A 19,724-nucleotide genomic window follows, 5' to 3' on the forward strand; every position below is an offset into this window, starting at 1 on the left:
AGGTCACAGCGTCAGTTCCGGAGATCGCTTCTGCGGTAGGTGAGTAGGAGGCAGTCGCCGGAGCGATCGTCACCGATGAGGTCGAAACGCTGCAGCTCACCGGAGTTGTCGAACAGCCGGCGCCCGCGCCCGGCCAGGCTGGGTGAGACGACCAGACGTAGCTCGTCGACGAGTTGCTCACGCAGCAACGACTGCGCCAGGGTCAGGCTGCCGTGGATCCCGATGTCGCCTCCATCCTGGCGCTTCAGGTCGGCGACGTAGGGCGCGGCGGGCCCGGCGACGTGGGCGGTCGCGGGCCAGGCATCGCCGGGACTGCTCGACGAGAACACCGTCGGCACCGACGAACCACTCACCCTCCCCCGGTTCCTCCGCTACGCCATCGAGCGAGATCAGCTCGTACAGCACCACGTTGCGCATCTCATCGTTCCTTCCGGTAGTTGACGCCGGTTTGCTGCCGTGCTCAGCCTGTCCGCTCACACCGCCCGCCCACATCGGGCAGATGCCTTAGGTCCGGTGCGACCACCTCTTCAGATTCGGTACGCGTGCGATCATCTGCTGGTGTCCGGTCGGTTGACGAGTCCTGTGCTGGTGGGGCGGGAGCGCGAACGCGAGGCGCTGGCCGCTGCCCAGGTCGCAGCCGGGTCGGCCGCCACCGTGGCCCTGGTGGGCGGCGAGGCCGGGATGGGCAAGACCCGGCTCGTACGCGAGTTCACCGCCGGCCTCGGTACCTCCGCCCGGGTCGTCACCGGAGGGTGCACCGACCTCGGCATCGACGGGTTGCCGTTCGGCCCGTTCGTCACGGCACTGCGCCGGCTGGTCCGTACCCTCGACGCGCCACCGGCTGCCGACCTGCTGCCCGGCGGCGGCCGCCGCGGCCTCGCGCGCCTGCTGCCGGAGCTGGGCGTGGCCGACGACGAGCCGGAGCCCGACCTCGGCCGCGCCCGGCTGTTCGAGGAAGTGCTGCTCCTCCTCGAGGGCGCGGCGCGGCAGCGGCCGATCGTGCTCGTCCTCGAGGACCTGCACTGGGCGGACCGGTCGACGGGGGAGCTGCTGCTGTTCCTCGCCACCAATCTGGGCGAGCCCGGCGTGCTGGTCGTCGGCACGTACCGGCCGGACGAGATCGGCGGCACGCACCCGTTGCGTCCGCTGGTGTCTCGCGTCGACGGCGTACACGCCATCACTCTCGGTGGGCTGGGTCGGAACGAGGTGGCCGAACAGCTCGGCGAGCTCCTGCCGGAGCCGCCGGACGCGGAGCTCGCCAGGCAGGTGTTCGTCCGCAGCGGTGGAAATCCGCTGTTCGTCGAGGCGCTCGCGACCGCCGGCGGGCCCGGCGCCGGAGCTGGCGCCGTTCCCGCCGCGTCGCTGTCCGACCTGCTGCTGGCCGACGTCGACCGGCTACCTGACCCGAGCCGCCGGGTGCTCCACGCCGCGGCCGTCGCCGCCAGCCCGGTCGGGCACGCGCTGCTGGCGATCCTCGTCGAGCTGGCCGACCTGGCGTTCGAGGACGCGCTCCGGCCGCTGGTCCGCCGGCGGTTTCTCGATGTCGTCGAGGACGGGTACGCGTTCCGGCGTGACCTCATCCGCGAAGCGGTCTACGGCAGCCTGCTGCCCGGCGAGCGGGTACGGCTGCACCGCGCCTGCGCCGAAGCCATCACCGCCGACCCGGCGCTGGTCTCCGGCGATCGGGCCCTCGTCGAGGTGGCGCTGCATTGGCACGCGGCGGGCGCGGACGTTCGCGCCGCGGAGTCCGCGTGGCACGCCGCCCAAGCCGCCCGGCGGTCCTACGCGTACGCCGAGCAGCACCGCATGCTCGACCGGGTGCTGCGGGCGTGGCCTCGCGTACCGGACCTGGCCGCCCGGCTCGGCGTGGACCGCGGGTCCGTGGCCGGGCTGGCCGCCGAGGCGGCGTTGAACGCCGGTGAGCTGGACGCCGGTGTCGCATCGGTGACCGCGGCGCTCGCGGAGCAGCCCGAACCCGAGGTCGCCGCGCTCCTGCTCCGTACCCGCGCGGCGATGCACGACCGGGCCGGGCGGGACCCGCTGCCCGACCTGCACGCGGCCGTCCGGCTGCTCCCGTCCGGCGCTGAGACTTCCCTGCGTGGCGAGATCCTGGCCGACCTGGCGATCGCGCAGCGGCACCACCAGCAGCCCGCGGAGGCGCGGGCGACGGCGGAGGAAGCGTTACGGATCGGCCGGTCCGGCGGCGACCGCGGCGTGCAGGCGCGGGCGCTCATCACGCTCGCCGCGGCCGAGCCGGACTTGCGGGCGGTGGTCGAGCTGCTCGAGCAGGCACGTACGGCCGCGCGGGAGGCCGGCGCCGCCGACACCCAGCTCGCCGTGGCCGTGACCGAATCGGACCGCCTGGAGGCCGCCGGCGAGCACGTCAGGGCGGCCGAAGTCGCGCGGGACGGGATGACCCTGGCCCGCGAGCTGGGGCTGACACGTACGCGCGGCACGCTCCTGGCGCCGAACCTGGCGGAGTCGCTGCTCTCACTCGGGCGCTGGGACGAGTCCGAAGCGGTGTACCGGGAGGCGCTCGCCCAGTCGCCGCCGCCGCTCTACCGCGCGTACCTCGAGATCATCCAGGCGACCGTCGACGTCAGGCGCGGCTTGCTGGACGCCGCGACCGCCGCCGTCGCCGAGGCGCGGACGTTGATGCGCGAACCCAACCGGGGCGAGGAGTCCTGCCTCGAACCCGACCTGCTGGACTGCCGGATCGCGCAGGCCAGGAACGACGCCGGCGCCGTGACGGCGATCCTCGACCACGTACTCGCCGACCATGACCCGGCACGGAGCCCGCGCTACGGCTGGCCGCTGCTGGCGACGGGAGCGCTGGGCCTGGCCGGCCACCACGGGACGGGCGCCGCCGTGCTCGCCCGGATGAGCGAGCGCGCTCGGGCTCTGACTGTCACCGGCGGGCTGCAGGAGGCGTACCGGCTGACCTTCCTCGCCGCTTCCCGCCGCGACGACGCCGAGGCCTGGGCCGCGGCGGTGACGGCCTGGCGTGACCTGGAACAGCCGTACCTGCTGGCCGAAACCCTGCTGCACTCGGCCCGCAGCGCACTGACGGCCCAGCACCGTTCGGCCGCGACCGGCCTGCTGACGGAGGCGGCCTCGATCGCCGACCGCCTCGGCGCCGATCCGCTGCGGCGTTCGCTGCAGGAGCTCGCCGCCCGCGCCCGCATCACGACCGAGGCTCCCGGCCGGCCCGAGAACCCGGCCGGCCTGACCGCCCGTGAGCTGGAGGTGCTCGAGCTGGTGGTGGCCGGCCTGAGCAACCGGCAGATCGGCGAGCACCTGTTCATCTCCGCCAAGACCGCCGGAGTGCACGTCTCGAACATCCTCGCCAAGCTCGGGGTCGCCACCCGGCTCGAGGCCGCGGCCTGGGCGCACCGGAACGAGCTGTTCAGTACCCGCCGCTGAAGAAGCCCAGGAGCCCGCGCGCCGGGTCGGCGGTGTTGGTCGCGTTCGCCAGAGCGAGAACGACCATGGCCAACTCCAGCAATGCCGAGAAGACGGCGTACGACGCCAGTACGCGTCTCGCCCGCCGGTCGGACGGCTCCGTCCTTCTGTACCGCTGCAACAGCATCACCAGGATGCCGATGCAGACGACCGCCAGCGTCGTGGCCAGCACGGCGACGACCAGGTGATAGCGAGCGTTGTCGCCGATCATCAGTTCGAGGGCGGGCGTGGGCAGGTGACCCGCGCTCAGGTGGTCGGCCAGCCGCTGCCTGACCTGATCGAGCGTCGCGGCGAGCTCTCCGTGCGCCGCGCCGACGGGGAGCAGCGTCAACAGGGAGGTGAGCGGTGCGACCGCGCCCTGGACGTTGGCGATCACGATCACCAGCGACAACAGCGCGAGCATCGTGACCAGAACCCCGCCCGACGCGAGGGCGACCCTCCTGCCCGCCTTCGAGTCGCCGGCTCGCAGGCACGCCTTCCAGGCCAGCACGCCGAGCCTGACCAGAACGACCAGCAGGACCGCGGCGATCACGGCCTTGACCACGTGGAACCGGAACCAGTAGTCGACGAGCCTCGCCAGATTCGGGGTGAGCTCCCGGCGGCCTGAGTTCCAGTACTCGACGAACGCCGCACTGACCGCCCCGATCAGGTTGCGCTGATCGGCCAGGCCGCGCTCGGACCCGTTCGCCGCCAGCAAGTGTGGGCCGAAGGCGAGCGCGGGCACGAGAACCGTCGCGAGGGCGATGAGCACAACCGGTCCTCGACCGGAGGCGCCTGCGGATCGGGCTGGAGCTGCGAGACTGGACACGGACCTTCCTTCGGGGTTCGTTCAGCGTTGTCAGGGCAACTCACCATGCCGCGGCAACGGCTGCCCAGTCAGGCATGCAGACGCGAGACCTGGCGGTGGAGCTGGCGACACCCTGGTCGCCGCTGTCTCAGGTCGTGAAGACGAGCACGGACCGGCCGGACGTCAGCCGGCCCGCGGCGCCCAGCCAGTCCAGCCGGGCCGCATAGCTGCCGGACTGCCGATCGCACAGCGCGCGGCACACCCGGGTGGGCCGGACGACACCGGTCCCGTCCAGGGCGAACACGCCCCGGACGACCAGGAAGCGAACGACCCGGGCAACGACGTCGGGGTCGACGCCGAGCCGTTCGTTGACCGCGCCCGTGCACCGGGTCGGCGAGAACTCGCCAATCTGCGAGCGGCTGGATCGGCCGGGGACAATGACCGGATGACCCGCGGACTCGACCAGCCGCCGCACGCCCACGGCCGGATCGGGGTTGACCCCGCGACGGCGCTGGCGGACGCGCTCGACCGGTCGGCGTACCGCACGCGGGTCGGGCTCGCCGCACCGGCGCGGGTCGTCCAGGGCTCGCGCACCTCGCTGTGGGACGTGATCAGCCGGCTGCGACGGCAGGTGCGGAACGAGGTGTTGAGCCTCGACGACACGAACTACCTCCTCGCGCGGGGTGTGCCGGAGGAAATCCAGCAGCGCGGGCCGGCGACTCTGCGCGCCGCCCTCGACCGGGGCGCCGTCGTCCACCAGGTGACCTCACGGGCGGGGCTGCTCGCCGACCACGAGCTCGGCGCGATCGTCTACCGGGCCGGCGGAAAGGCCCGCGTCGTACCCAACGTCCCGTTCAAGATGTCGGTGCTCGACCGCAGGCTGGCCGTGCTGGCGATCGACTCCACCGTCCTGGCCGACGGCTTCCAGGTCGTCCGCGACCCAGGGCTGGTCACGGCGCTGGTCCGGATCCATCGCGACCTGTGGACGGCCGGTGCCGACCCGGACGGTGCCGACGGGCACGGCCTGCCGCCGCAGCTGGCCGCGCTGCTGCCCACGCTCGCCTCCGGCGAACCCGACGACAGCGCGGCCCGCCGGCTCGGCATCTCGCCCCGTACGTACAGCCGCCGGGTCGCGGACCTGCTGACGCTGCTCGGCGTCCGCAGCAGGTTCCAGGCCGGCGCGGAAGCCGCCCGCCGCGGCTGGCTCTGAGCGCATCCCCCATACCTCCGAGGGCCGCGGCGGACGGGGTCAGCCGAGCTACTCGCAGACCGAGGACAGCGAACGGACGAGCGCGTGGGTGTGGAGCCCGTCCAACTGGTCGTGGTGCCGGACATGGACCTCGGCCACGATCCGGAAGCCGGGGCACACGGGGGAGCGGCGGACCTCGCCGGTGCTGCGCAGATCGCCGAGCAGTTGAGTGGTGATGGCGTCCAGCTTCACGCGGATCTCGCCGAGGTCGGGACGCTGCGTGGGCGCGGACTCCGGATGTGCTGTCCAGTAAGCGAACAAGGCGCGCTGGACGTCCTTGCTCGCCTCGATGTGGTCGCGGAACACCTGCACAGCCACGTCCGGGTCGATCCCCAGCGCGATGGCCCGGGCCCGGACGTCGGCAAGGATCTGCTGCTCACGCGCCGGGTCCTCGATCGGCGAGTCGGTGCCGAACTTGGCGGCCGCCACGTCGTCGGCGATCAGCGCGCGCTGCGCGGACACCTCGGCCAACGCGTCCAGCGGCCCACCGTGGGACTGGTGCGCGGGCGCGGAGGTCGGCGTCAGGCCACCAAGCGCGAACAGCGCCGCTGCGGCGCCTGCCGCCAGACTGGTCAGGGGCATGGATTCCTCCCGTTGAGATCCGGACGATTACGACACACCGTACGGCCCGAACCGCGCCGCCGCTGTGCCGCTGGCGACAACTCGCCAGCGGTGCCCACAGCCGCCGCGCAGGTGATGGGGTCGAGGAACAGCGCATGGATGACGAGGGGATTCGGCATGCCGCAACACGACGCGGTTCCGCGACGACTATCTCGACGATCTGGAGAATGCCCTGGAGTATCAGTACCAATACGCAGTCGCCTTGCGAGGGCTGATCGACCTGCAGGCGGGGTTGATCAGGGCCACGCGTGAGGGCATCGTCGAGGTCTGCCGGCAGACTGCCGCACGCATCAACGCTGAGCAGGCCGAGGCTGAGCGACGGGACCGTGACCTGCTCAACTCGGCCGTCAGCGCGGTCTTCGCGACCGTCGCCGGAGCCGTGACGGGGGCGTCCTGGGCATGGTCGCAGGCGCTCTGTCTGAACGAGCGTGAACGCCTCTACTTGTACTTGGCTTCGTAGGCGTCCTGGTAGGCCTTGAGGTAGTTCGCCAGCCCCATCTGGTCGATGGCGTCGGTGTACTTCTTCCAGGCCGCGTCGTCGTTGATGTCGAGCTTGCCGATCGTGAAGTTCGCCAGGTGTTGCGTGACGTGGTTCTCCAAGGCGGTGGCGAGCTCGCCGGTCAGCGCTGCCTGTTCTTCGTTCAGATAGAGGGGCGGCAGCTGCTCCGCCTTGTCCTCCCGATGCTCGTAGTACTTCTTCGACTCCTCGTACAGCGGCTTCTCGAACGTCGGCGCCTTCGGGTCGACGACCTCGCCGAGCCGGAAGTCGTTCGACCGGTAGTTGACGCCCTGCTGGTTCCACCACTTGCCGTTGGCCGGCGGCCAGGTGCCGAGCGTCGTCCACAACGCCTGCTTGCCGTTGATGCCGAGCTCGCCTTGCTTGGCGTAGCGCCAGCCCTTGTCCTTCTCGCCGGAGTACGCGGTCAGCTGCGCCTCCAGCTCGTACTGTCCGTCGGCCCAGGCCACCGCGACCGCGGGGTTCTTGCACGCCTTGGTGACGACGAAGCCGCCGCTGTTGCCGACTGCGCCGTAGTGGTTCCAGTACGAGGTACGGACTCCGCCGGGCCCTTCGAGCGTGGGCACCGTGACGTACCCGCGCCAGCGGGCCTTCGGGTCGTCGTCGTTGATGGTGAGGAAGCCGCCCCAGTCCCAGGCCCGCACGACACCCAGGATGGGCTGGCCCTTCCGGTCGCCGAGCCGGGCCAGCTGGTCACGGGTCTGGGTGAACGACGCCTTGTCCAGCAGGCCCTTGCCGTACAGGCGGTTGAGGTAGCGCAACCCTTCCCGCCAGCCTGGCTTGTTGGCCACGAAGTCCACTCGGCCGTCGTTGAGGACGAGCCACGGGTTGCCCGGGTTGAACAGGAACGACCCCATGATGAAGGTGTCCAGTGAGTTGTCCACGTTCGCGGTCAGACCCACCTCGTCTGCCTTGCCGTTGCCGTTGGGGTCCTTGGTCTTGAACGCCTCGAGCGCAGCCTCGAACTCCTCGAGCGTCTCGGGTACCTTCAGCCCGAGCTTGTCCAGCCAGGGCTTGTAGATCCAGACCCGCTGGATTCCGCAGTTGCAGTGGTAGCAGTCGTTGAGGTACGGCATCGTGTAGATGTTGCCGTCGGTCGCGGTGATGATGTCCTTGACGTGTGGGTAGTCCTTGAACATCCGCTTGGTCTCCACGCCGTAGCCGTCGATGAGCTTGTTCAGCGGGGTGAACAGGCCCTGCTGGCCGTAGAGCATCTGCTGGGCGGGCGTGAAGTTGATGTTCATGAACGCGTCGGGAAGCTCTCCGGAGGACAGCATCGCGTTCACCTTGGTCATCAGCTCCGGAGAGCCGGCGCCACCGGCGACGGCCTGGAACTCCACCTTGACGCCGGTGCGCTTCTCGTACCACGAGGTGAACGCGTTCTTGTTCCAGTCACCCACCAACGGGTCCTGCGGGACGACGATCTTCAGCGTCGCGCTCTTGCCCTGCACCACGACCAGGCCCTTGTCGGACGCGATCGGGCCGACGTAGCCGTCGGGGTAGACAACGTCCTTGCGTGGCGTGGTTTTCGGGCCGCCCTTCACCGCGAGGTCGTCGCTGACGGCGCCGCCTCCGCCCTCGGGGTCGCCGCTGCCGCTGCAGGCCGCCAGCCCGGACATCGACGTGGCTGCCACGCCCAGGCCGAGTGCCCCAGTGACGAAGCCGCGGCGAGTCATCCCTTCACGCATGGCCTTCTCCTTCTCACGCGAGATCGATGGCGACGCAGTTGACGCCTGCAACGGGTTTCCGGTCGGGGAGCCGGGCCACGAGCACGCCCTCGGCCACCTGGTGTGGAATCTCGCCGACGCCGAGCAGCCGGACTGCCCGCACCCGCTCATCCGGTGCGAGGCTGCGGATCACCGTGCGCCCGTCCTCCGGCCAGCGCAGCTGGAACGCGTAGATCGTGTTGTCCTTACGGGTGAAACGCAGGTCGGCGCTGGTCCACTCGACCGGCTTCTCGGTGAACTTGTGGATGACGACCCGGCTGCCGCCTTCGCCGGACACTCGGTACGGCCGGGTGCCGTAGATGCCTTCACCGCAGACCTCGAGCCAGTCGCCGACCTCCTCGAGCAGGTGGACGCATTCCTCGTCGAGCGTGCCGTCGGGCCGCTGCGGAACGTTCAGCAGGAGGTTGCCGTTCTTGGCGGCAATGTCCACGAGCATCTCGATCACGTGCGCCGGTGTCTTGTAGACGTCGCGGACGTTGTAGAACCAGTCGCCGACCGAGGTGTCGGTCTGCCAGGGATACGGCCTGATGTCGGGCTCCTGGCTGCGCTCGATGTCCAGCACGCCGACGGAGAAGATCTCCTGGCTGCGGTCCTTCTGGTTGTAGACCGCGCGGTTGACGCCGCCGTTGTTGGAGGCCGAGACGTTGTAGAGATGGGCCACTGCGAGCAGCCCGGCCTCGTAGCTGCTCCCGCCCCCAGCTCGACCGAACGGCAGTGGGCCGTCGGAGTAGAGCAGGTCCGGCTGGTAGAGATCGATGACTTCCTTGATGACGTCCAGCCAGTGCTGGTGCCACCGCTGGCTGCCGGTGTACCAAGGCTCGAGCGAGCCTGGGTCGGCCGGATCGTGGTGCTCGCGGTTGGGCAGGTAAAGGTCCTCATACGCCGGATCGGTGCCGTCGTAGAGGACGCCGGCGTACGGTCCGTCCCGGTCGCTGCCCTTGTTCACACTCGACCAGCTGAACGTCGCGCCCAGATGCTCGGTCAGCCCGAACGGCAAGCCGCGGGCGGCCGCCGCGTCCCGCCACAGGCCGGTGATGTCCTTGCCCGGGCCGAGCCGGACGCTGTTCCAGCGGTGGATGTGCGAGTCGTAGTTGAAGAAGTTGTCGTGGTGCATCGCCTGACCGACGAAGTACTTCGCGCCCGCCCTGACGAACAGGTCCATCAGGCCCTCGGGGTCGAACTTCTCCGCCCGCCACAGCCGCACCAGATCCTTGTAGCCGACCTGGGACGGGTGCCCGTAGGTCCGCAGGTGGTGGCGGTACTGGTCGGAGCCCTCGATGTACAGGTTGCGGGCGTACCAGTCGCCGTACATCGGAACCGACTGCGCGCCCCAATGCGACCAGATGCCGAACTTGGCGTCTCGGAACCAGTCCGGGCACTCGAAGCCCCGCAACGACTCGAAGCTCGGATCGAACGGGCCGGGCCTGATGTTCGCGCTCACCATGACGACGAAGCACTCCTGTTCCGCACATACGCCGTCCCAGGCACGACGCCGTTGGCTCACGTGCTCATCAAAGATCGGCTTATTAATACTAAAAGGTCGGATGTTTGTTTACGACAAATTAGCACCGCGGCGGGATCTGTCAACCCTCTGAGGCTCAGGCGCTGCCGGTGCTGACCGGCTCGTCGTCGGTCATCGGCTCGGGTGCCTCCGACTCCAGAACCTTCCGGAGCCAGGTCTCGGTCGAGCTCACATGCAGCAGGGCCGCGGCGTGGGCGGAGTGCCCGTCCCGCAACTGCAGTGCCTGGTAGATCCGTTCATGTTCGGCGATCGTGCGCCGCGACACCCCGGCCTCGAGAATGTCGCGCCAGACCCGGGTACGCATCGAACGGCTGGAGATTCCCCGCAGCATCGACGCCAGGGACTCGTTGCCCGACGCCAGGTGCACCAGGTCGTGGAACTCCGCGTCGTACCGGACGAACTCCTCGTGGTCCTTGGCGGTGCGCATCCGGCCGAGGCAGGCGCCGATCGCGTGCAGTTGCTGGGGAGCTGCCCGCTGCGCGGCCAGCTCGGTGGCGGCCGGTTCGAGCAGCCGGCGAATCTCGATCAGTTCCAGGGCCGACTCGTCGCGCATCAGCTCCACCGCGAAGCCGATGCCCTCCAGCAGCAGCTGCGGCCGCAGGCTCGTGACGTACGTTCCGTCGCCACGCCGGACGTCCAGGACTCGCGCGGTCACCAGGCCCCGGATGGCCTCCCGGGCGCTGCTGCGAGACAGGCCGAGCCGCTCGGCCAGGACACTCTCGGGCGGCAGGCGGGAACCCGGCCCGAGCTCTCCGTCGATGATCAGCCGACGGATCTTCTCGATTGCCGCTTCCGTCAAGGGAGCCGCCACGACCCTGCCTCTCCTGCGTGCCAGTGGGCACTCAAACATCAAACAAACCTGACCCTAACACCGACGGCAGCAGCCCGCCGCTCACGCGAGCCGAGACATCCGCGCCGGCCGCCGGGTACTGCGTAAGCTCGTCGGCGACGGATCGCTTGGCCGAGCCTGCGCAGGGGAGGGGTGGACGTGAGCGATCCACCTGAGGACTGGCACCGCCGGGGGACTGTGACGATGACCGACGTCGCCCGGCATGCGGGCGTGTCCACGATGACCGTCTCGAACGTCATCAACCAGCGGACCGATCGGGTCGGTGAGCCGACCAGGCAGCGAGTGCTCGCGGCGATCGCCGAGTTGGGCTACCAGGTCAACGTGACGGCGAGGGGCCTGCGGACGGGGAGAACCGGCGTGGTGGGGTTGGCGGTCCCCACCTTCGAGTCCGGCTACTTCGCCGAGCTCGCCGGGCGGCTGGCCGATCGGTTCGCCGGGCACGGTCTCCGGCTGGTGATGGAACGCACCAGAGGGGAACGGACCGCCGAACTGGCCGCGCTGGCGGCATCGCACCTCCGCCGGTACGACGGCTTCGTGCTCAGCGTGGTCTCCGGGCAGACATCCGATCTGGAACGGCTCGGCATCGGCGCCCCGGTCGTCGTGATCGGTGAGCGGGCCGCGCCGGCCGGATTCGACCACGCGCTGATGGACAACGTGGGCGGTGCGCGGCTCGCGACCGAGCTGCTCCTGGCGACCGGCTCACGCCGGATCGCCTTGCTGGGCGGGCCTCCCGTTCGTTCCGGTGCCCTCGCGGACGGCGAGCCGGGTGCAGCGCAGTCGATGCCGGAGTTGCGCACCCGCGGCTATCACGCGGCGCTCGAGGCCGCTGGTCTGCCACTCATGGACGAGCTGCTCGTGCCCTCGTACCTCGGGACTGCCGATGGTTACCAGTCGACGCTGGGGCTGATCGCCGACGGCGTTGCCTTCGACGCCGTCTTCGCGCTGACGGACTCGGCCGCCATCGGCGCGTTGCGTGCGCTCGCGGAGGCCGGGCTGCGGGTTCCCGCGGACGTGCAGGTGATCGGCTTCGACAACCTCGAGGCAGGCCGCTTCGCCGTGCCCGCGCTGAGCACCATCGAGCCCGACAACGACGCGATGGCCGATGCCATCTGCTCGCTGCTCGTGGAGCGGATGCACCAGGGCGAAGCGCGGGCGCCCGGACAGATCGTGATGCCCGAGGCGAGGCTCGTCGAACGAGCTTCGACCCGCAGCCGTTGAGAGCCGCCCGGCTGGACTCCGGCGACGCCGCCGGAGTTTCCTGCGTTCTGAGGCAGAGCCGGGCAAAGCCTCGTTCCATCGGGTTTCCACGATGTTTCGAAAGGGGCTTCACATCCGAGGTTTGACGTTATAGCTTGGTCGCAACACGGTTTGGGAGCGCTCCCAAACCTACAGTGCCGTTCCTGCTCTGACCAGCCGGCGGGCAGCGGCCGGTGCGTGCCGTGCATGCTTCGACGGCCGCACGCCTGGCCGGCAGGTCGGCTCGACTCTTGAACAGGTGGACGCACCATGCCCACCTGCTGACTCGATCGGCGGCGATCGACAGTCCGCACGAACGTCCGCCTGGACCCGCCCGCATCCCGCGGGAGACTCCGCGGGATGCGTCGGCGGTCAGGCCTGGCGCCGGAGGGCCAACGATGCACACTCGACAACGCACACGGCTCGGTTACCTGTTCGCGGCGGCAACAGTTTCGTTCGCACTGCTGTCCGCGGCGCCCGTCCAGTCGCCGGCCGGCGCCGCGCCCGGAAGCCCGGCCCTGACTCCACCGCTGGGGTGGAACTCCTGGAACAGCTTCGGCTGCAACGTCAACGAGACTGTCGTTCGCCAGGCAGCCGACGCGATGGTGAGCTCGGGGATGCGGGACGCCGGCTACCAGTACGTCGTTGTGGACGACTGCTGGTTCGATCCCCAGCGCGACGCCCAGGGCAACCTGCGGGCCCATCCGGCGAAGTTCCCCAGTGGGATGCAGGCACTCGGCGACTACATCCACGGCCGCGGACTGAAGTTCGGCCTGTACGAGGTTCCCACCGAACGTACGTGTGCGCAGCGGGTCGGCACCCATCCCGGTTCCACCGGAAGCCTGGGGCACGAACAACAGGACGCGCGGACATTTGCCGGCTGGGGCGTGGACTACGTCAAGTACGACTGGTGTTCGCCCAACGGGACCCGTGACGAGCAGGTCGCGAGGTTCACGGTGATGCGGGACGCGCTGCGCGGCACCGGCCGGCCGATCGTCTACAGCATCAACCCCAACAGCTTCCACGCCATCACGGGCGACAAATACAACTGGGGCGAGGTCGCCGACCTGTGGCGTACCACCGAGGACCTGCTGGACATCTGGCAGAACGGCAACGTCAACAGCTACCCGATGGGCGTCGGCAACGTCGTCGACGTCAACGCGCCGCTGGCCGCCCAGGCCGGGCCTGGTCACTGGAACGACCCGGACATGCTGGTGGTCGGCAGGCCTGGGTTGACGCTCACCGAGTCCCGCTCGCACTTCACGTTGTGGGCGTTGATGGCGGCGCCTCTGATGGCGGGCAACGACATCCGCACCATGTCCGCCGACGTCAGCGCGATCCTGCGCAACCCAAGGCTGATCGCCGTCGACCAGGACGGGCTCGGTGCCGGCGGGCGACGGGTGCGCGACGACGGCAGCATCGAGGTGTTCGCCAAACCGCTGTCGGGCGGTTCGGTCGCCGTCGGGCTGTTCAACCGCGGCAACGCCACGGCGTCGGTCACGACGTCTGCCGCTCAGATTGGTTTGACCGGCAGCTCGTTCACGCTGACCGACCTGTGGTCGGGCGCGACGTCCACCACCGGTGGGCAGATCACGGCGAGCGTGCCGCCGCACGGCGTCGTGGCGTACCGGGTTGTCGGCGGAACGCCCTTGGCCGGCACGACCTCCCGCCTGCGTGGCGAGGGTGCGGGCCGCTGCCTGGATGTCGACAACGCCTCGACAGCGGCCGGAACGACCGTGCTGATCTGGGACTGCCACACCGCCGCCAACCAGCTGTGGACCAGTTGGGCGGGCGGCGAGATCCGCGTGTTCGGCGACAAGTGCCTCGACGCGGCGAACCAGGGCACCGCCAACGGCACGCGGGTCGTCATCTGGCCCTGCAACGGCCAGAACAACCAGAAGTGGACGCTCAACGCCGACGGATCCATCACCAACACCGGCTCCGGACGCTGCCTGGACGTCAACCAGGCAGGCACCGCGAACGGATCCGCGGTCATCCTGTGGACCTGCAACAGCCAGTCCAACCAGCGGTGGCAGCGCCTGTAATCCCTGTCCCTGAAGAAGAAACGAGGTATCGCGATGACAAGTCCACCAGTGCGGTCACGGCTGCACCTCCGATCGGTTGTCACGGCCGCGGCGATCGCGGGCCTGACAGCGACCGCGCTCGCAGTGGCGGCCGGCCCGGCGACCGCCGCGAGCACGCTTGGCGCTGCGGCGGCCCAGAGCGGGCGTTACTTCGGTGCGGCGATCGCCCAGGGCCACCTCGGCGATGGGCAGTACGTGAACACCTGGACCACGGAGTTCAACGGCGTCACGCCGGAGAACGAGATGAAGTGGGACGCGACCGAGCCGAACCGCGGTCAGTTCAGCTTCGGTGCGGCCGACCAGATCGTCAGCCAGGCCCGCAGCCGCGGCATGACGATCCGGGGCCACACGCTGGTCTGGCACGCGCAGTATCCCGGTTGGGTCGGCAACCTCTCCGGCAGCGACCTGCGCTCGGCCATGGTCAACCACATCAACGGCGTCGCCGGTCACTGGCGTGGCCAGATCTATGCGTGGGACGTGGTCAACGAGGCGTTCGAGGAGAACGGCAGCCGCCGCCAGTCGATCTTTCAGCAGCGGATCGGCAACAGCTACATCGAGGAGGCGTTCCGCGCTGCCAGGGCAGCCGATCCGAACGCCAAGCTCTGCTACAACGACTACAACACCGACGGCATCAACGCCAAGAGCACCGGGATCTACAACATGGTTGTGGACTTCCGCAACCGCGGCGTGCCGATCGACTGCGTGGGCATGCAGAGCCATCTCGGCTCCAACTCCAACCTCAGCAGCTATCAGGCCAACCTGCAACGCTTCTCCGACCTCGGTGTCGAGGTCCAGATCACCGAGCTCGATGTCGGCGGCTCCGGCTCCGCGCAGGCGAACGTGTACCGGCAGGTCGCCCAGGCCTGCATGAACGTCGCCCGCTGCAAGGGCATCACCACCTGGGGCGTGACCGACAAGTACTCCTGGCGTTCCGGCGACACTCCTTTGCTGTTCGACGGCAACTTCTCCAAGAAGCAGGCCTACACGGCCGTCCTCGACGTCCTGAACGGCGGCGGTGGAGGCGGCGGCGGCACCGGCGGCGCGTTGCGTGCGGCGGGAGCGAACAAGTGCCTCGACGTTCCGAACCAGTCACAGACCAACGGCACCCGGCTGCAGATCTACGACTGCTGGGGCGGGACCAACCAGCAATGGACCTACACCTCCGGCAAACAGCTCACGGTGTACGGCAGCAAGTGCCTGGACGCCTCCGGGCAGGGGACGAGCAACGGCACCGCTGTCGTCATCTGGGACTGCAACGGACAAGCCAACCAGCAATGGAACGTCAACTCCAACGGCACCGTCACCGGAGTCCAGTCCGGACTCTGCCTGGATGTGACCGGCGCCTCCACCGCCAACGGTGCACTGGTGCAGCTGTGGAGCTGCTCCGGCGGATCCAACCAGCGATGGACGCTCGGATGAGACGGAGGTGAGTCGAGCCGCCTTGCCCGGCGGCTCGAACCTCGGCTCCGGCGGGAGCACGACGAATTCGAACGACAGAAGGAGTTGTGTGATGTCGAAGCACAGACACAGCGTTTCGCCACGGGGTTCAGCTACGACGGCGGGATGAGCTACGCACTGGCGTGCGGGCGTGCGAACGTCTTCCGTGCGGTCGCGGTCTTCTCCGGCGCGCAGCTCAGCGGGTGCGGCGGTGGCACGCAACCCATCGCGTACCTCGGAATCCACGGCATCGGAGACTCGGTCCTCAACATCTCGCAGGGACGTTCGCTGCGCGACAGGTTCGTTGCGAACAACGGCTGCACGCCCCAGAACCCTCGCGAACCGGCGTCCGGCAGCCTGACGCACATCACCACCGCCTACTCGGGCTGTCGAGCGGGGTATCCAGTCGTATGGGCCGCGTTCGACGGAGGTCACCTGCCGGGCCCGGTCGACGGATGCGCCTGTGAGAGCGGCGTCCGCACCTGGACCAAGGGCGAGGTGGTTTCGTACAACGCCGAGATCGCGCCCAACGCCTCGGTCAGCATCGGCTTCCAGGCCAACCACACCGGCAACACCGCCGCGCCGGCCGCGTTAGCCCTCAACGGCGCGACCTGCGCCACCACCTGACCGAACCCGAGCACCGGGGGCGGATCCCGTGCGGACTCCGCCCCCGGGCCCTGACCTCGAGGCCTACGTGCGACGGCCCGGGCGAGCGCCTGAACCAGCCGGCTTTAGGGTTCTGGTATGGCAGAGATTGTCCTGCGTATTCGGCTGATTGGCGGAGATCGCCTCGATGTCTCCTATCAGGATCCGGAAGCCGGTGATGTGTCGAGCCTGATCGACGGCGTGGCCGCGATACTGTCCGAGGACGACGGCGTTCTTCGCTGCAAACACGGCGATCGCCTCATCGTGATCTACGGTCGCGGCGTTGCCAGCTTCGAGGTCTCGCCGCGCGGTGCCATCTTGTGAGTGGTGGTGCTCTCCGCGGCACTCGCGGGCCAGCAGGAGGCCGGAACCCGGCCCACCACTGACCCAGCCGAACAGCGGGTCGTTCCCGAAGGACCAGGGCGGCCCAGGTGATCTCCCGCTACCGGCTTCAGCCACGATAGCTCCGCGCATCGCCGGTGCCCGCGCTGTTGCCCGACGAACCCAGCTTTCGCGGCCAATTCGCGTCATCCGCGGGGTACAGTTGGGCTGTTCGGAAATCGACGACATTCCCCAGCAGAGAGCGCCCGCCACGTCGGCTACCGCAAAGGGGAGATGTCAGGTCGAATCTCCATCACGGTAGGCCCTCGGTCATAGCCAACAGAACCGAAAGGGCAACAGCCATGCGCGATACCGTCGAACCCGCGGTGCCGGATCATTCACCACCGGCGGCTCGGCTCCGCCTCCTGCCCACCGATTCGGCTCCTAGCCTGCTCGATGGCGGCTGGTGGCCCTGCTCCTACGACCCGAGCGCCGAACTCCGCCAGCTCATCCTGGCCATCGACGACCGGCATCTTCCCATCGCGCGGGTGATTCTCGGCACGGCCGACTGGGGCAACCTCCGGCCACGGATGCTGCGCATCGACGGGCCGGCGGCCACGCGCGTCATCCGGCTTCGATGGTTCGACGCCATGCCGGCCGGGCTGCTCATCGCGATCTGTTCCGACGGACGGCGCATCAACCTGCTCACCGTCCCGCCCTACACCAACGCCAGTGCCGCCTGGTCTGCGATGGAACGCTCCGCGCGAGCTGACAACCAGCTCGACACCCCCGGCATCCTCTACTCCCTCGCCGAGGCCGGACCGACCGCCCAGATCGCCCAGGCGGTAGCCCTGCCGGTGCCTACACCAGAAGACGAGGGCGGGTTCTAGGCAGCGTTGCGGCGGCGGACCCTTCGCCGGCCGGTCGCGCCGGCGTCGTACGAAGACGGGTGGATCGCGGCCGGCTCATCTGCCTCGGCGGCCAGTGTTCCGGGTGCGAAGGCCGGCTCGCAGAAGAGGTCTCCCGGCGCGGTTTCGTGCCGGGTGACGAGATTGTCCTGCGGCTCTTCTGCGTACGGGTGGCTGAACTGTACGCCTGCCGGCGGATTCTTGATGATGATGAGTGTCCTTCGTGACAGAAGATCGTGGGCTGCTGAGCAGGTGCCGCGCAGCGCGAAAATCGCGAGTGCGCCTCGTGCTGTCTGGTTCGACGGCGATCCGCGGTCCGCGGTCGGCGCGTCGAGGAGTCTCAGCTATCCAGTCAGCGTACACGGCGATTGCGTGTTTTGGATGGCAATCGGACCTGGAGGTGTAGTGTAAAGCTGTCGATGGCACCTCGTATACCGGCACCAGAGCCGGCTTCGTCCTCGGCTCGCCCAGTTCGGTCACGTCACTGGCCGACCGGAGGATCATGACATCGACTCAGCACCGCGACGACATCGGTTCCGTCTTCTTCGAAGCGCGTACACGGGCGGCGCGAGAGTGGTCCGACCAACAACAGCGAGCCATTCGGATGGTCGCCGGCCAGGCCCGTGACGTCACCGACTACGCCAGCCTGCTGTCGATGCTCGATCTGGACGACCCCGCGATCCATCCGACCACGCTCAGCCGCCGGCTGGCCGCCTACATCGGTCAAGTGGCGGTTGCGATCGGCGTCCCGGCCGATGCGACGGAGTACGAAGTCGGCGACACGGCCAAGGCCTACCTCCACCTCGACCAGCGGAGCGCCGTGCGATCCGGCCACGACCTGATACTCGCGTGGGACGAGCGGCTCGGCTGGTACCTCGCCTCGGCAGCCACCCCCACCACCAAGGCACCCGTCGTCATGGCCTACCTCGACGGTGACATCGTGCCCCCGCCCGCCGCCGTCGCGAGGTTCGTCGCCGGCGTGGTCGCCGGCCGAGGTGGGTCGCGGATCCGCCCCGTCCAGCCCTCGACCAAGCGCGACGTCCTGGCCGCGAAGCTGACCGCCGCGTGCCCGAGCCCGTCACCCGACCATGCCAGCGACGCGAGCAGATGATCTGGTCCCGGGCGAGTCGCTGAAGCACCACGACGACAGGTTGCGGCAAAACTGGCCCCTCCGAGCGGGAATTCTGGCGGGCGTTCTATACTTGTAGCCGGTAGTCGTCAGTTATGTGTGTACGTGCTTGAGCCACGCTCACGGATCTCTGAGAAGATACCGTGGGCGTTCTTTTCTGTTCGTACCTGCTCAGGGGAGATCGGTAACGCCTGCCACGAAGACGGCGGCTCGACCCGGCACAGTGCGGGGTCGTACCGGACCATGAGGAGAAATGCATGGCACAGGGAACAGTGAAGTGGTTCAACGCCGACAAGGGTTTCGGCTTCATCGCGGTTGACGGTGGTGGCGACGACGTCTTCGTCCACTTCTCGGAGATCCAGGGCGATGGCTACCGCAGCCTCGAGGACGACCAGCGCGTGGAGTTCGAGATCGTGCAGGGCGCCAAGGGCCCGCAGGCCTCCGCCGTCCGCGTTGCGTGAACCACTCACGAGTCTCTCGCCACTAGGTGGCAGCAGGCCCCCGCACCCTTTCGGGTGCGGGGGCCTGTCGCATGTCTGAGTGAACGACAGCCGGGATCGCCACCGGCATCGCTGATCAACTCCGGCGTCCTGGTGTTCTGCTGTCGCCTCGTCTAATATGTTACTCACATATTAGAGAGGTTGTGAGGGTGCCGAACAAGTCGATCTACATCTCGGATGACGATCTGCCGCTTTACCAGCGTGCTCAGGAGCTCGCCGGCGGCAACCTGTCGCAGGCGATCTCGCGGGCGTTGCGCCAGTTCATCGAGCTGGAGGAGGGCCGTCTGGAGGGGTACGACGAGGTCATCGTCAAGGTCGGGCAGGGGCCTGGTCGCAAGGTGCGGTTCTCCGGCGTCCTGCTCGGCGAGTGGGGCCGCGCCACACCCAGCGGGCGGGTCGACATGTATCGGGTCTACCGCACCCGTACCGGGAAGTTCGCCGTGCACCTGGACCGGTCCGACGAGTGGTCGACGTCCGGCGGCTGGCGGGGCTGGATCGGCTTGGAGGAGACGGGATGGGGTTTTGTGAAGGGCGAGGCGACGCTCGAGGTGGTGGAGTCGCTGGAGGAGTTGCGGGAGAAGGTCCCGGCCGAGCTGTACGACCTGGTCGCCTCGGTGGCCGAGCAGCCCACGGTGGAGGACCTCGACATCTGACCTGACTCCTCCACAACCCGCACACGCACGCCAACCGGCGGTTCCAGCCAAGCGAGCCGGCCGGCCGGAGGAGCTA

Annotated in this window: 19 protein-coding genes; 12 read left to right on the plus strand and 7 right to left on the minus strand. The window is 69.0% G+C overall.

Annotated features, from left to right (window positions below; genetic code table 11):
• Positions 1-11: 11 nt before the first annotated feature.
• Positions 12-353, minus strand: a complete 342-nt coding sequence (locus tag ACYVF6_RS08690; RefSeq protein WP_460518275.1) for a dihydrofolate reductase family protein — start codon at positions 351-353, stop codon at positions 12-14.
• Between the two features lie 205 nt (positions 354-558).
• On the opposite strand from ACYVF6_RS08690, the gene ACYVF6_RS08695 reads away from it, so the two are divergent.
• On the plus strand, positions 559-3,423 hold the full coding sequence (locus tag ACYVF6_RS08695) for a helix-turn-helix transcriptional regulator (RefSeq protein WP_460518278.1): 2,865 nt from the start codon (positions 559-561) through the stop codon (positions 3,421-3,423).
• Here ACYVF6_RS08695 and ACYVF6_RS08700 read toward each other — a convergent pair.
• Together ACYVF6_RS08700 and ACYVF6_RS08705 are read right to left on the minus strand one after the other, a co-directional pair.
• The gene (locus tag ACYVF6_RS08700; RefSeq protein WP_460518281.1) at positions 3,407-4,213 is read right to left on the minus strand and encodes a hypothetical protein; all 807 of its coding nucleotides are present in this window, start codon (positions 4,211-4,213) and stop codon (positions 3,407-3,409) included. The genes ACYVF6_RS08695 and ACYVF6_RS08700 overlap by 17 nt on opposite strands.
• 184 nt (positions 4,214-4,397) lie before the next feature.
• A complete protein-coding gene (locus tag ACYVF6_RS08705) occupies positions 4,398-4,730 on the minus strand; it encodes a hypothetical protein (protein WP_460518284.1) in 333 nt (110 codons plus the stop codon).
• On the opposite strand from ACYVF6_RS08705, the gene ACYVF6_RS08710 reads away from it, so the two are divergent.
• A complete protein-coding gene (locus tag ACYVF6_RS08710; protein WP_460518287.1) occupies positions 4,695-5,459 on the plus strand; it encodes a helix-turn-helix transcriptional regulator in 765 nt (254 codons plus the stop codon). The genes ACYVF6_RS08705 and ACYVF6_RS08710 overlap by 36 nt on opposite strands.
• Positions 5,460-5,507: 48 nt before the next feature.
• Here ACYVF6_RS08710 and ACYVF6_RS08715 read toward each other — a convergent pair whose 3' ends face one another.
• A complete protein-coding gene (locus tag ACYVF6_RS08715) occupies positions 5,508-6,080 on the minus strand; it encodes a chorismate mutase family protein (RefSeq protein ID WP_460518290.1) in 573 nt (190 codons plus the stop codon).
• A 241-nt stretch (positions 6,081-6,321) separates the two neighbouring features.
• On the opposite strand from ACYVF6_RS08715, the gene ACYVF6_RS08720 reads away from it, so the two are divergent.
• Positions 6,322-6,579 (plus strand): hypothetical protein, encoded by a 258-nt coding sequence (locus ACYVF6_RS08720; protein ID WP_460518293.1) that lies wholly within the window; start codon positions 6,322-6,324, stop codon positions 6,577-6,579.
• On the opposite strand, the gene ACYVF6_RS08725 is transcribed toward ACYVF6_RS08720, so the two are convergent.
• From ACYVF6_RS08725 to ACYVF6_RS08735, 3 genes are all read right to left on the minus strand, one after another.
• Positions 6,558-8,324: a type 2 periplasmic-binding domain-containing protein gene (locus ACYVF6_RS08725; protein WP_460518295.1), complete on the minus strand. Its 1,767-nt coding sequence runs from the start codon at positions 8,322-8,324 to the stop codon at positions 6,558-6,560. The genes ACYVF6_RS08720 and ACYVF6_RS08725 overlap by 22 nt on opposite strands.
• Positions 8,325-8,337: 13 nt before the next feature.
• Complete coding sequence (locus tag ACYVF6_RS08730) at positions 8,338-9,867, minus strand: alpha-L-fucosidase (protein ID WP_460518298.1); 1,530 nt, start codon at positions 9,865-9,867, stop codon at positions 8,338-8,340.
• A 94-nt stretch (positions 9,868-9,961) separates the two neighbouring features.
• Positions 9,962-10,684, minus strand: a complete 723-nt coding sequence (locus ACYVF6_RS08735) for a FadR/GntR family transcriptional regulator (protein WP_460518301.1) — start codon at positions 10,682-10,684, stop codon at positions 9,962-9,964.
• Positions 10,685-10,873: 189 nt separating this feature from the next.
• Here ACYVF6_RS08735 and ACYVF6_RS08740 point away from each other — a divergent pair, with 189 nt between their 5' ends.
• From ACYVF6_RS08740 to ACYVF6_RS08780, 9 genes are all read left to right on the plus strand, one after another.
• Positions 10,874-11,953 (plus strand): LacI family DNA-binding transcriptional regulator, encoded by a 1,080-nt coding sequence (locus ACYVF6_RS08740; protein ID WP_460518304.1) that lies wholly within the window; start codon positions 10,874-10,876, stop codon positions 11,951-11,953.
• Positions 11,954-12,369: 416 nt separating this feature from the next.
• Positions 12,370-14,016, plus strand: coding sequence for a glycoside hydrolase family 27 protein (locus ACYVF6_RS08745; protein ID WP_460518307.1), 1,647 nt, complete (start codon positions 12,370-12,372; stop codon positions 14,014-14,016).
• Positions 14,017-14,049: 33 nt separating this feature from the next.
• Positions 14,050-15,474 carry an endo-1,4-beta-xylanase gene (locus ACYVF6_RS08750; protein ID WP_460518310.1) on the plus strand — a complete coding sequence of 475 codons (1,425 nt, stop codon included), beginning with the start codon at positions 14,050-14,052 and terminating at the stop codon, positions 15,472-15,474.
• A 144-nt stretch (positions 15,475-15,618) separates the two neighbouring features.
• On the plus strand, positions 15,619-16,119 hold the full coding sequence (locus ACYVF6_RS08755; protein WP_460518312.1) for a cellulose binding domain-containing protein: 501 nt from the start codon (positions 15,619-15,621) through the stop codon (positions 16,117-16,119).
• Between the two features lie 117 nt (positions 16,120-16,236).
• A complete protein-coding gene (locus ACYVF6_RS08760; RefSeq protein ID WP_460518315.1) occupies positions 16,237-16,461 on the plus strand; it encodes a hypothetical protein in 225 nt (74 codons plus the stop codon).
• Positions 16,462-16,820: 359 nt separating this feature from the next.
• Positions 16,821-17,348 carry a DUF5994 family protein gene (locus tag ACYVF6_RS08765; protein WP_460518318.1) on the plus strand — a complete coding sequence of 176 codons (528 nt, stop codon included), beginning with the start codon at positions 16,821-16,823 and terminating at the stop codon, positions 17,346-17,348.
• A 520-nt stretch (positions 17,349-17,868) separates the two neighbouring features.
• Positions 17,869-18,477 carry a DUF6292 family protein gene (locus ACYVF6_RS08770; protein WP_460518321.1) on the plus strand — a complete coding sequence of 203 codons (609 nt, stop codon included), beginning with the start codon at positions 17,869-17,871 and terminating at the stop codon, positions 18,475-18,477.
• 275 nt (positions 18,478-18,752) lie between these two features.
• Positions 18,753-18,956 carry a cold-shock protein gene (locus tag ACYVF6_RS08775; RefSeq protein ID WP_460518324.1) on the plus strand — a complete coding sequence of 68 codons (204 nt, stop codon included), beginning with the start codon at positions 18,753-18,755 and terminating at the stop codon, positions 18,954-18,956.
• A 188-nt stretch (positions 18,957-19,144) separates the two neighbouring features.
• Entirely contained in the window at positions 19,145-19,648 is a 504-nt protein-coding gene (locus ACYVF6_RS08780; RefSeq protein WP_460518327.1) for an EXLDI protein, read from the plus strand.
• Positions 19,649-19,724 lie beyond the last annotated feature (76 nt).

This window comes from Flindersiella endophytica, from assembly GCF_054779015.1.

Coding starts and splice junctions, on each gene's coding strand:
- ACYVF6_RS08715 (WP_460518290.1), bottom strand. CDS start 6,080: ATGCCCCTGACCAGTCTGGCGGCAGGCGCCGCAGCGGCGCTGTTCGCG.
- ACYVF6_RS08770 (WP_460518321.1), top strand. CDS start 17,869: ATGACATCGACTCAGCACCGCGACGACATCGGTTCCGTCTTCTTCGAA.
- ACYVF6_RS08775 (WP_460518324.1), top strand. CDS start 18,753: ATGGCACAGGGAACAGTGAAGTGGTTCAACGCCGACAAGGGTTTCGGC.
- ACYVF6_RS08755 (WP_460518312.1), top strand. CDS start 15,619: ATGAGCTACGCACTGGCGTGCGGGCGTGCGAACGTCTTCCGTGCGGTC.
- ACYVF6_RS08710 (WP_460518287.1), top strand. CDS start 4,695: ATGACCCGCGGACTCGACCAGCCGCCGCACGCCCACGGCCGGATCGGG.
- ACYVF6_RS08760 (WP_460518315.1), top strand. CDS start 16,237: ATGGCAGAGATTGTCCTGCGTATTCGGCTGATTGGCGGAGATCGCCTC.
- ACYVF6_RS08750 (WP_460518310.1), top strand. CDS start 14,050: ATGACAAGTCCACCAGTGCGGTCACGGCTGCACCTCCGATCGGTTGTC.
- ACYVF6_RS08765 (WP_460518318.1), top strand. CDS start 16,821: ATGCGCGATACCGTCGAACCCGCGGTGCCGGATCATTCACCACCGGCG.
- ACYVF6_RS08725 (WP_460518295.1), bottom strand. CDS start 8,324: ATGCGTGAAGGGATGACTCGCCGCGGCTTCGTCACTGGGGCACTCGGC.
- ACYVF6_RS08745 (WP_460518307.1), top strand. CDS start 12,370: ATGCACACTCGACAACGCACACGGCTCGGTTACCTGTTCGCGGCGGCA.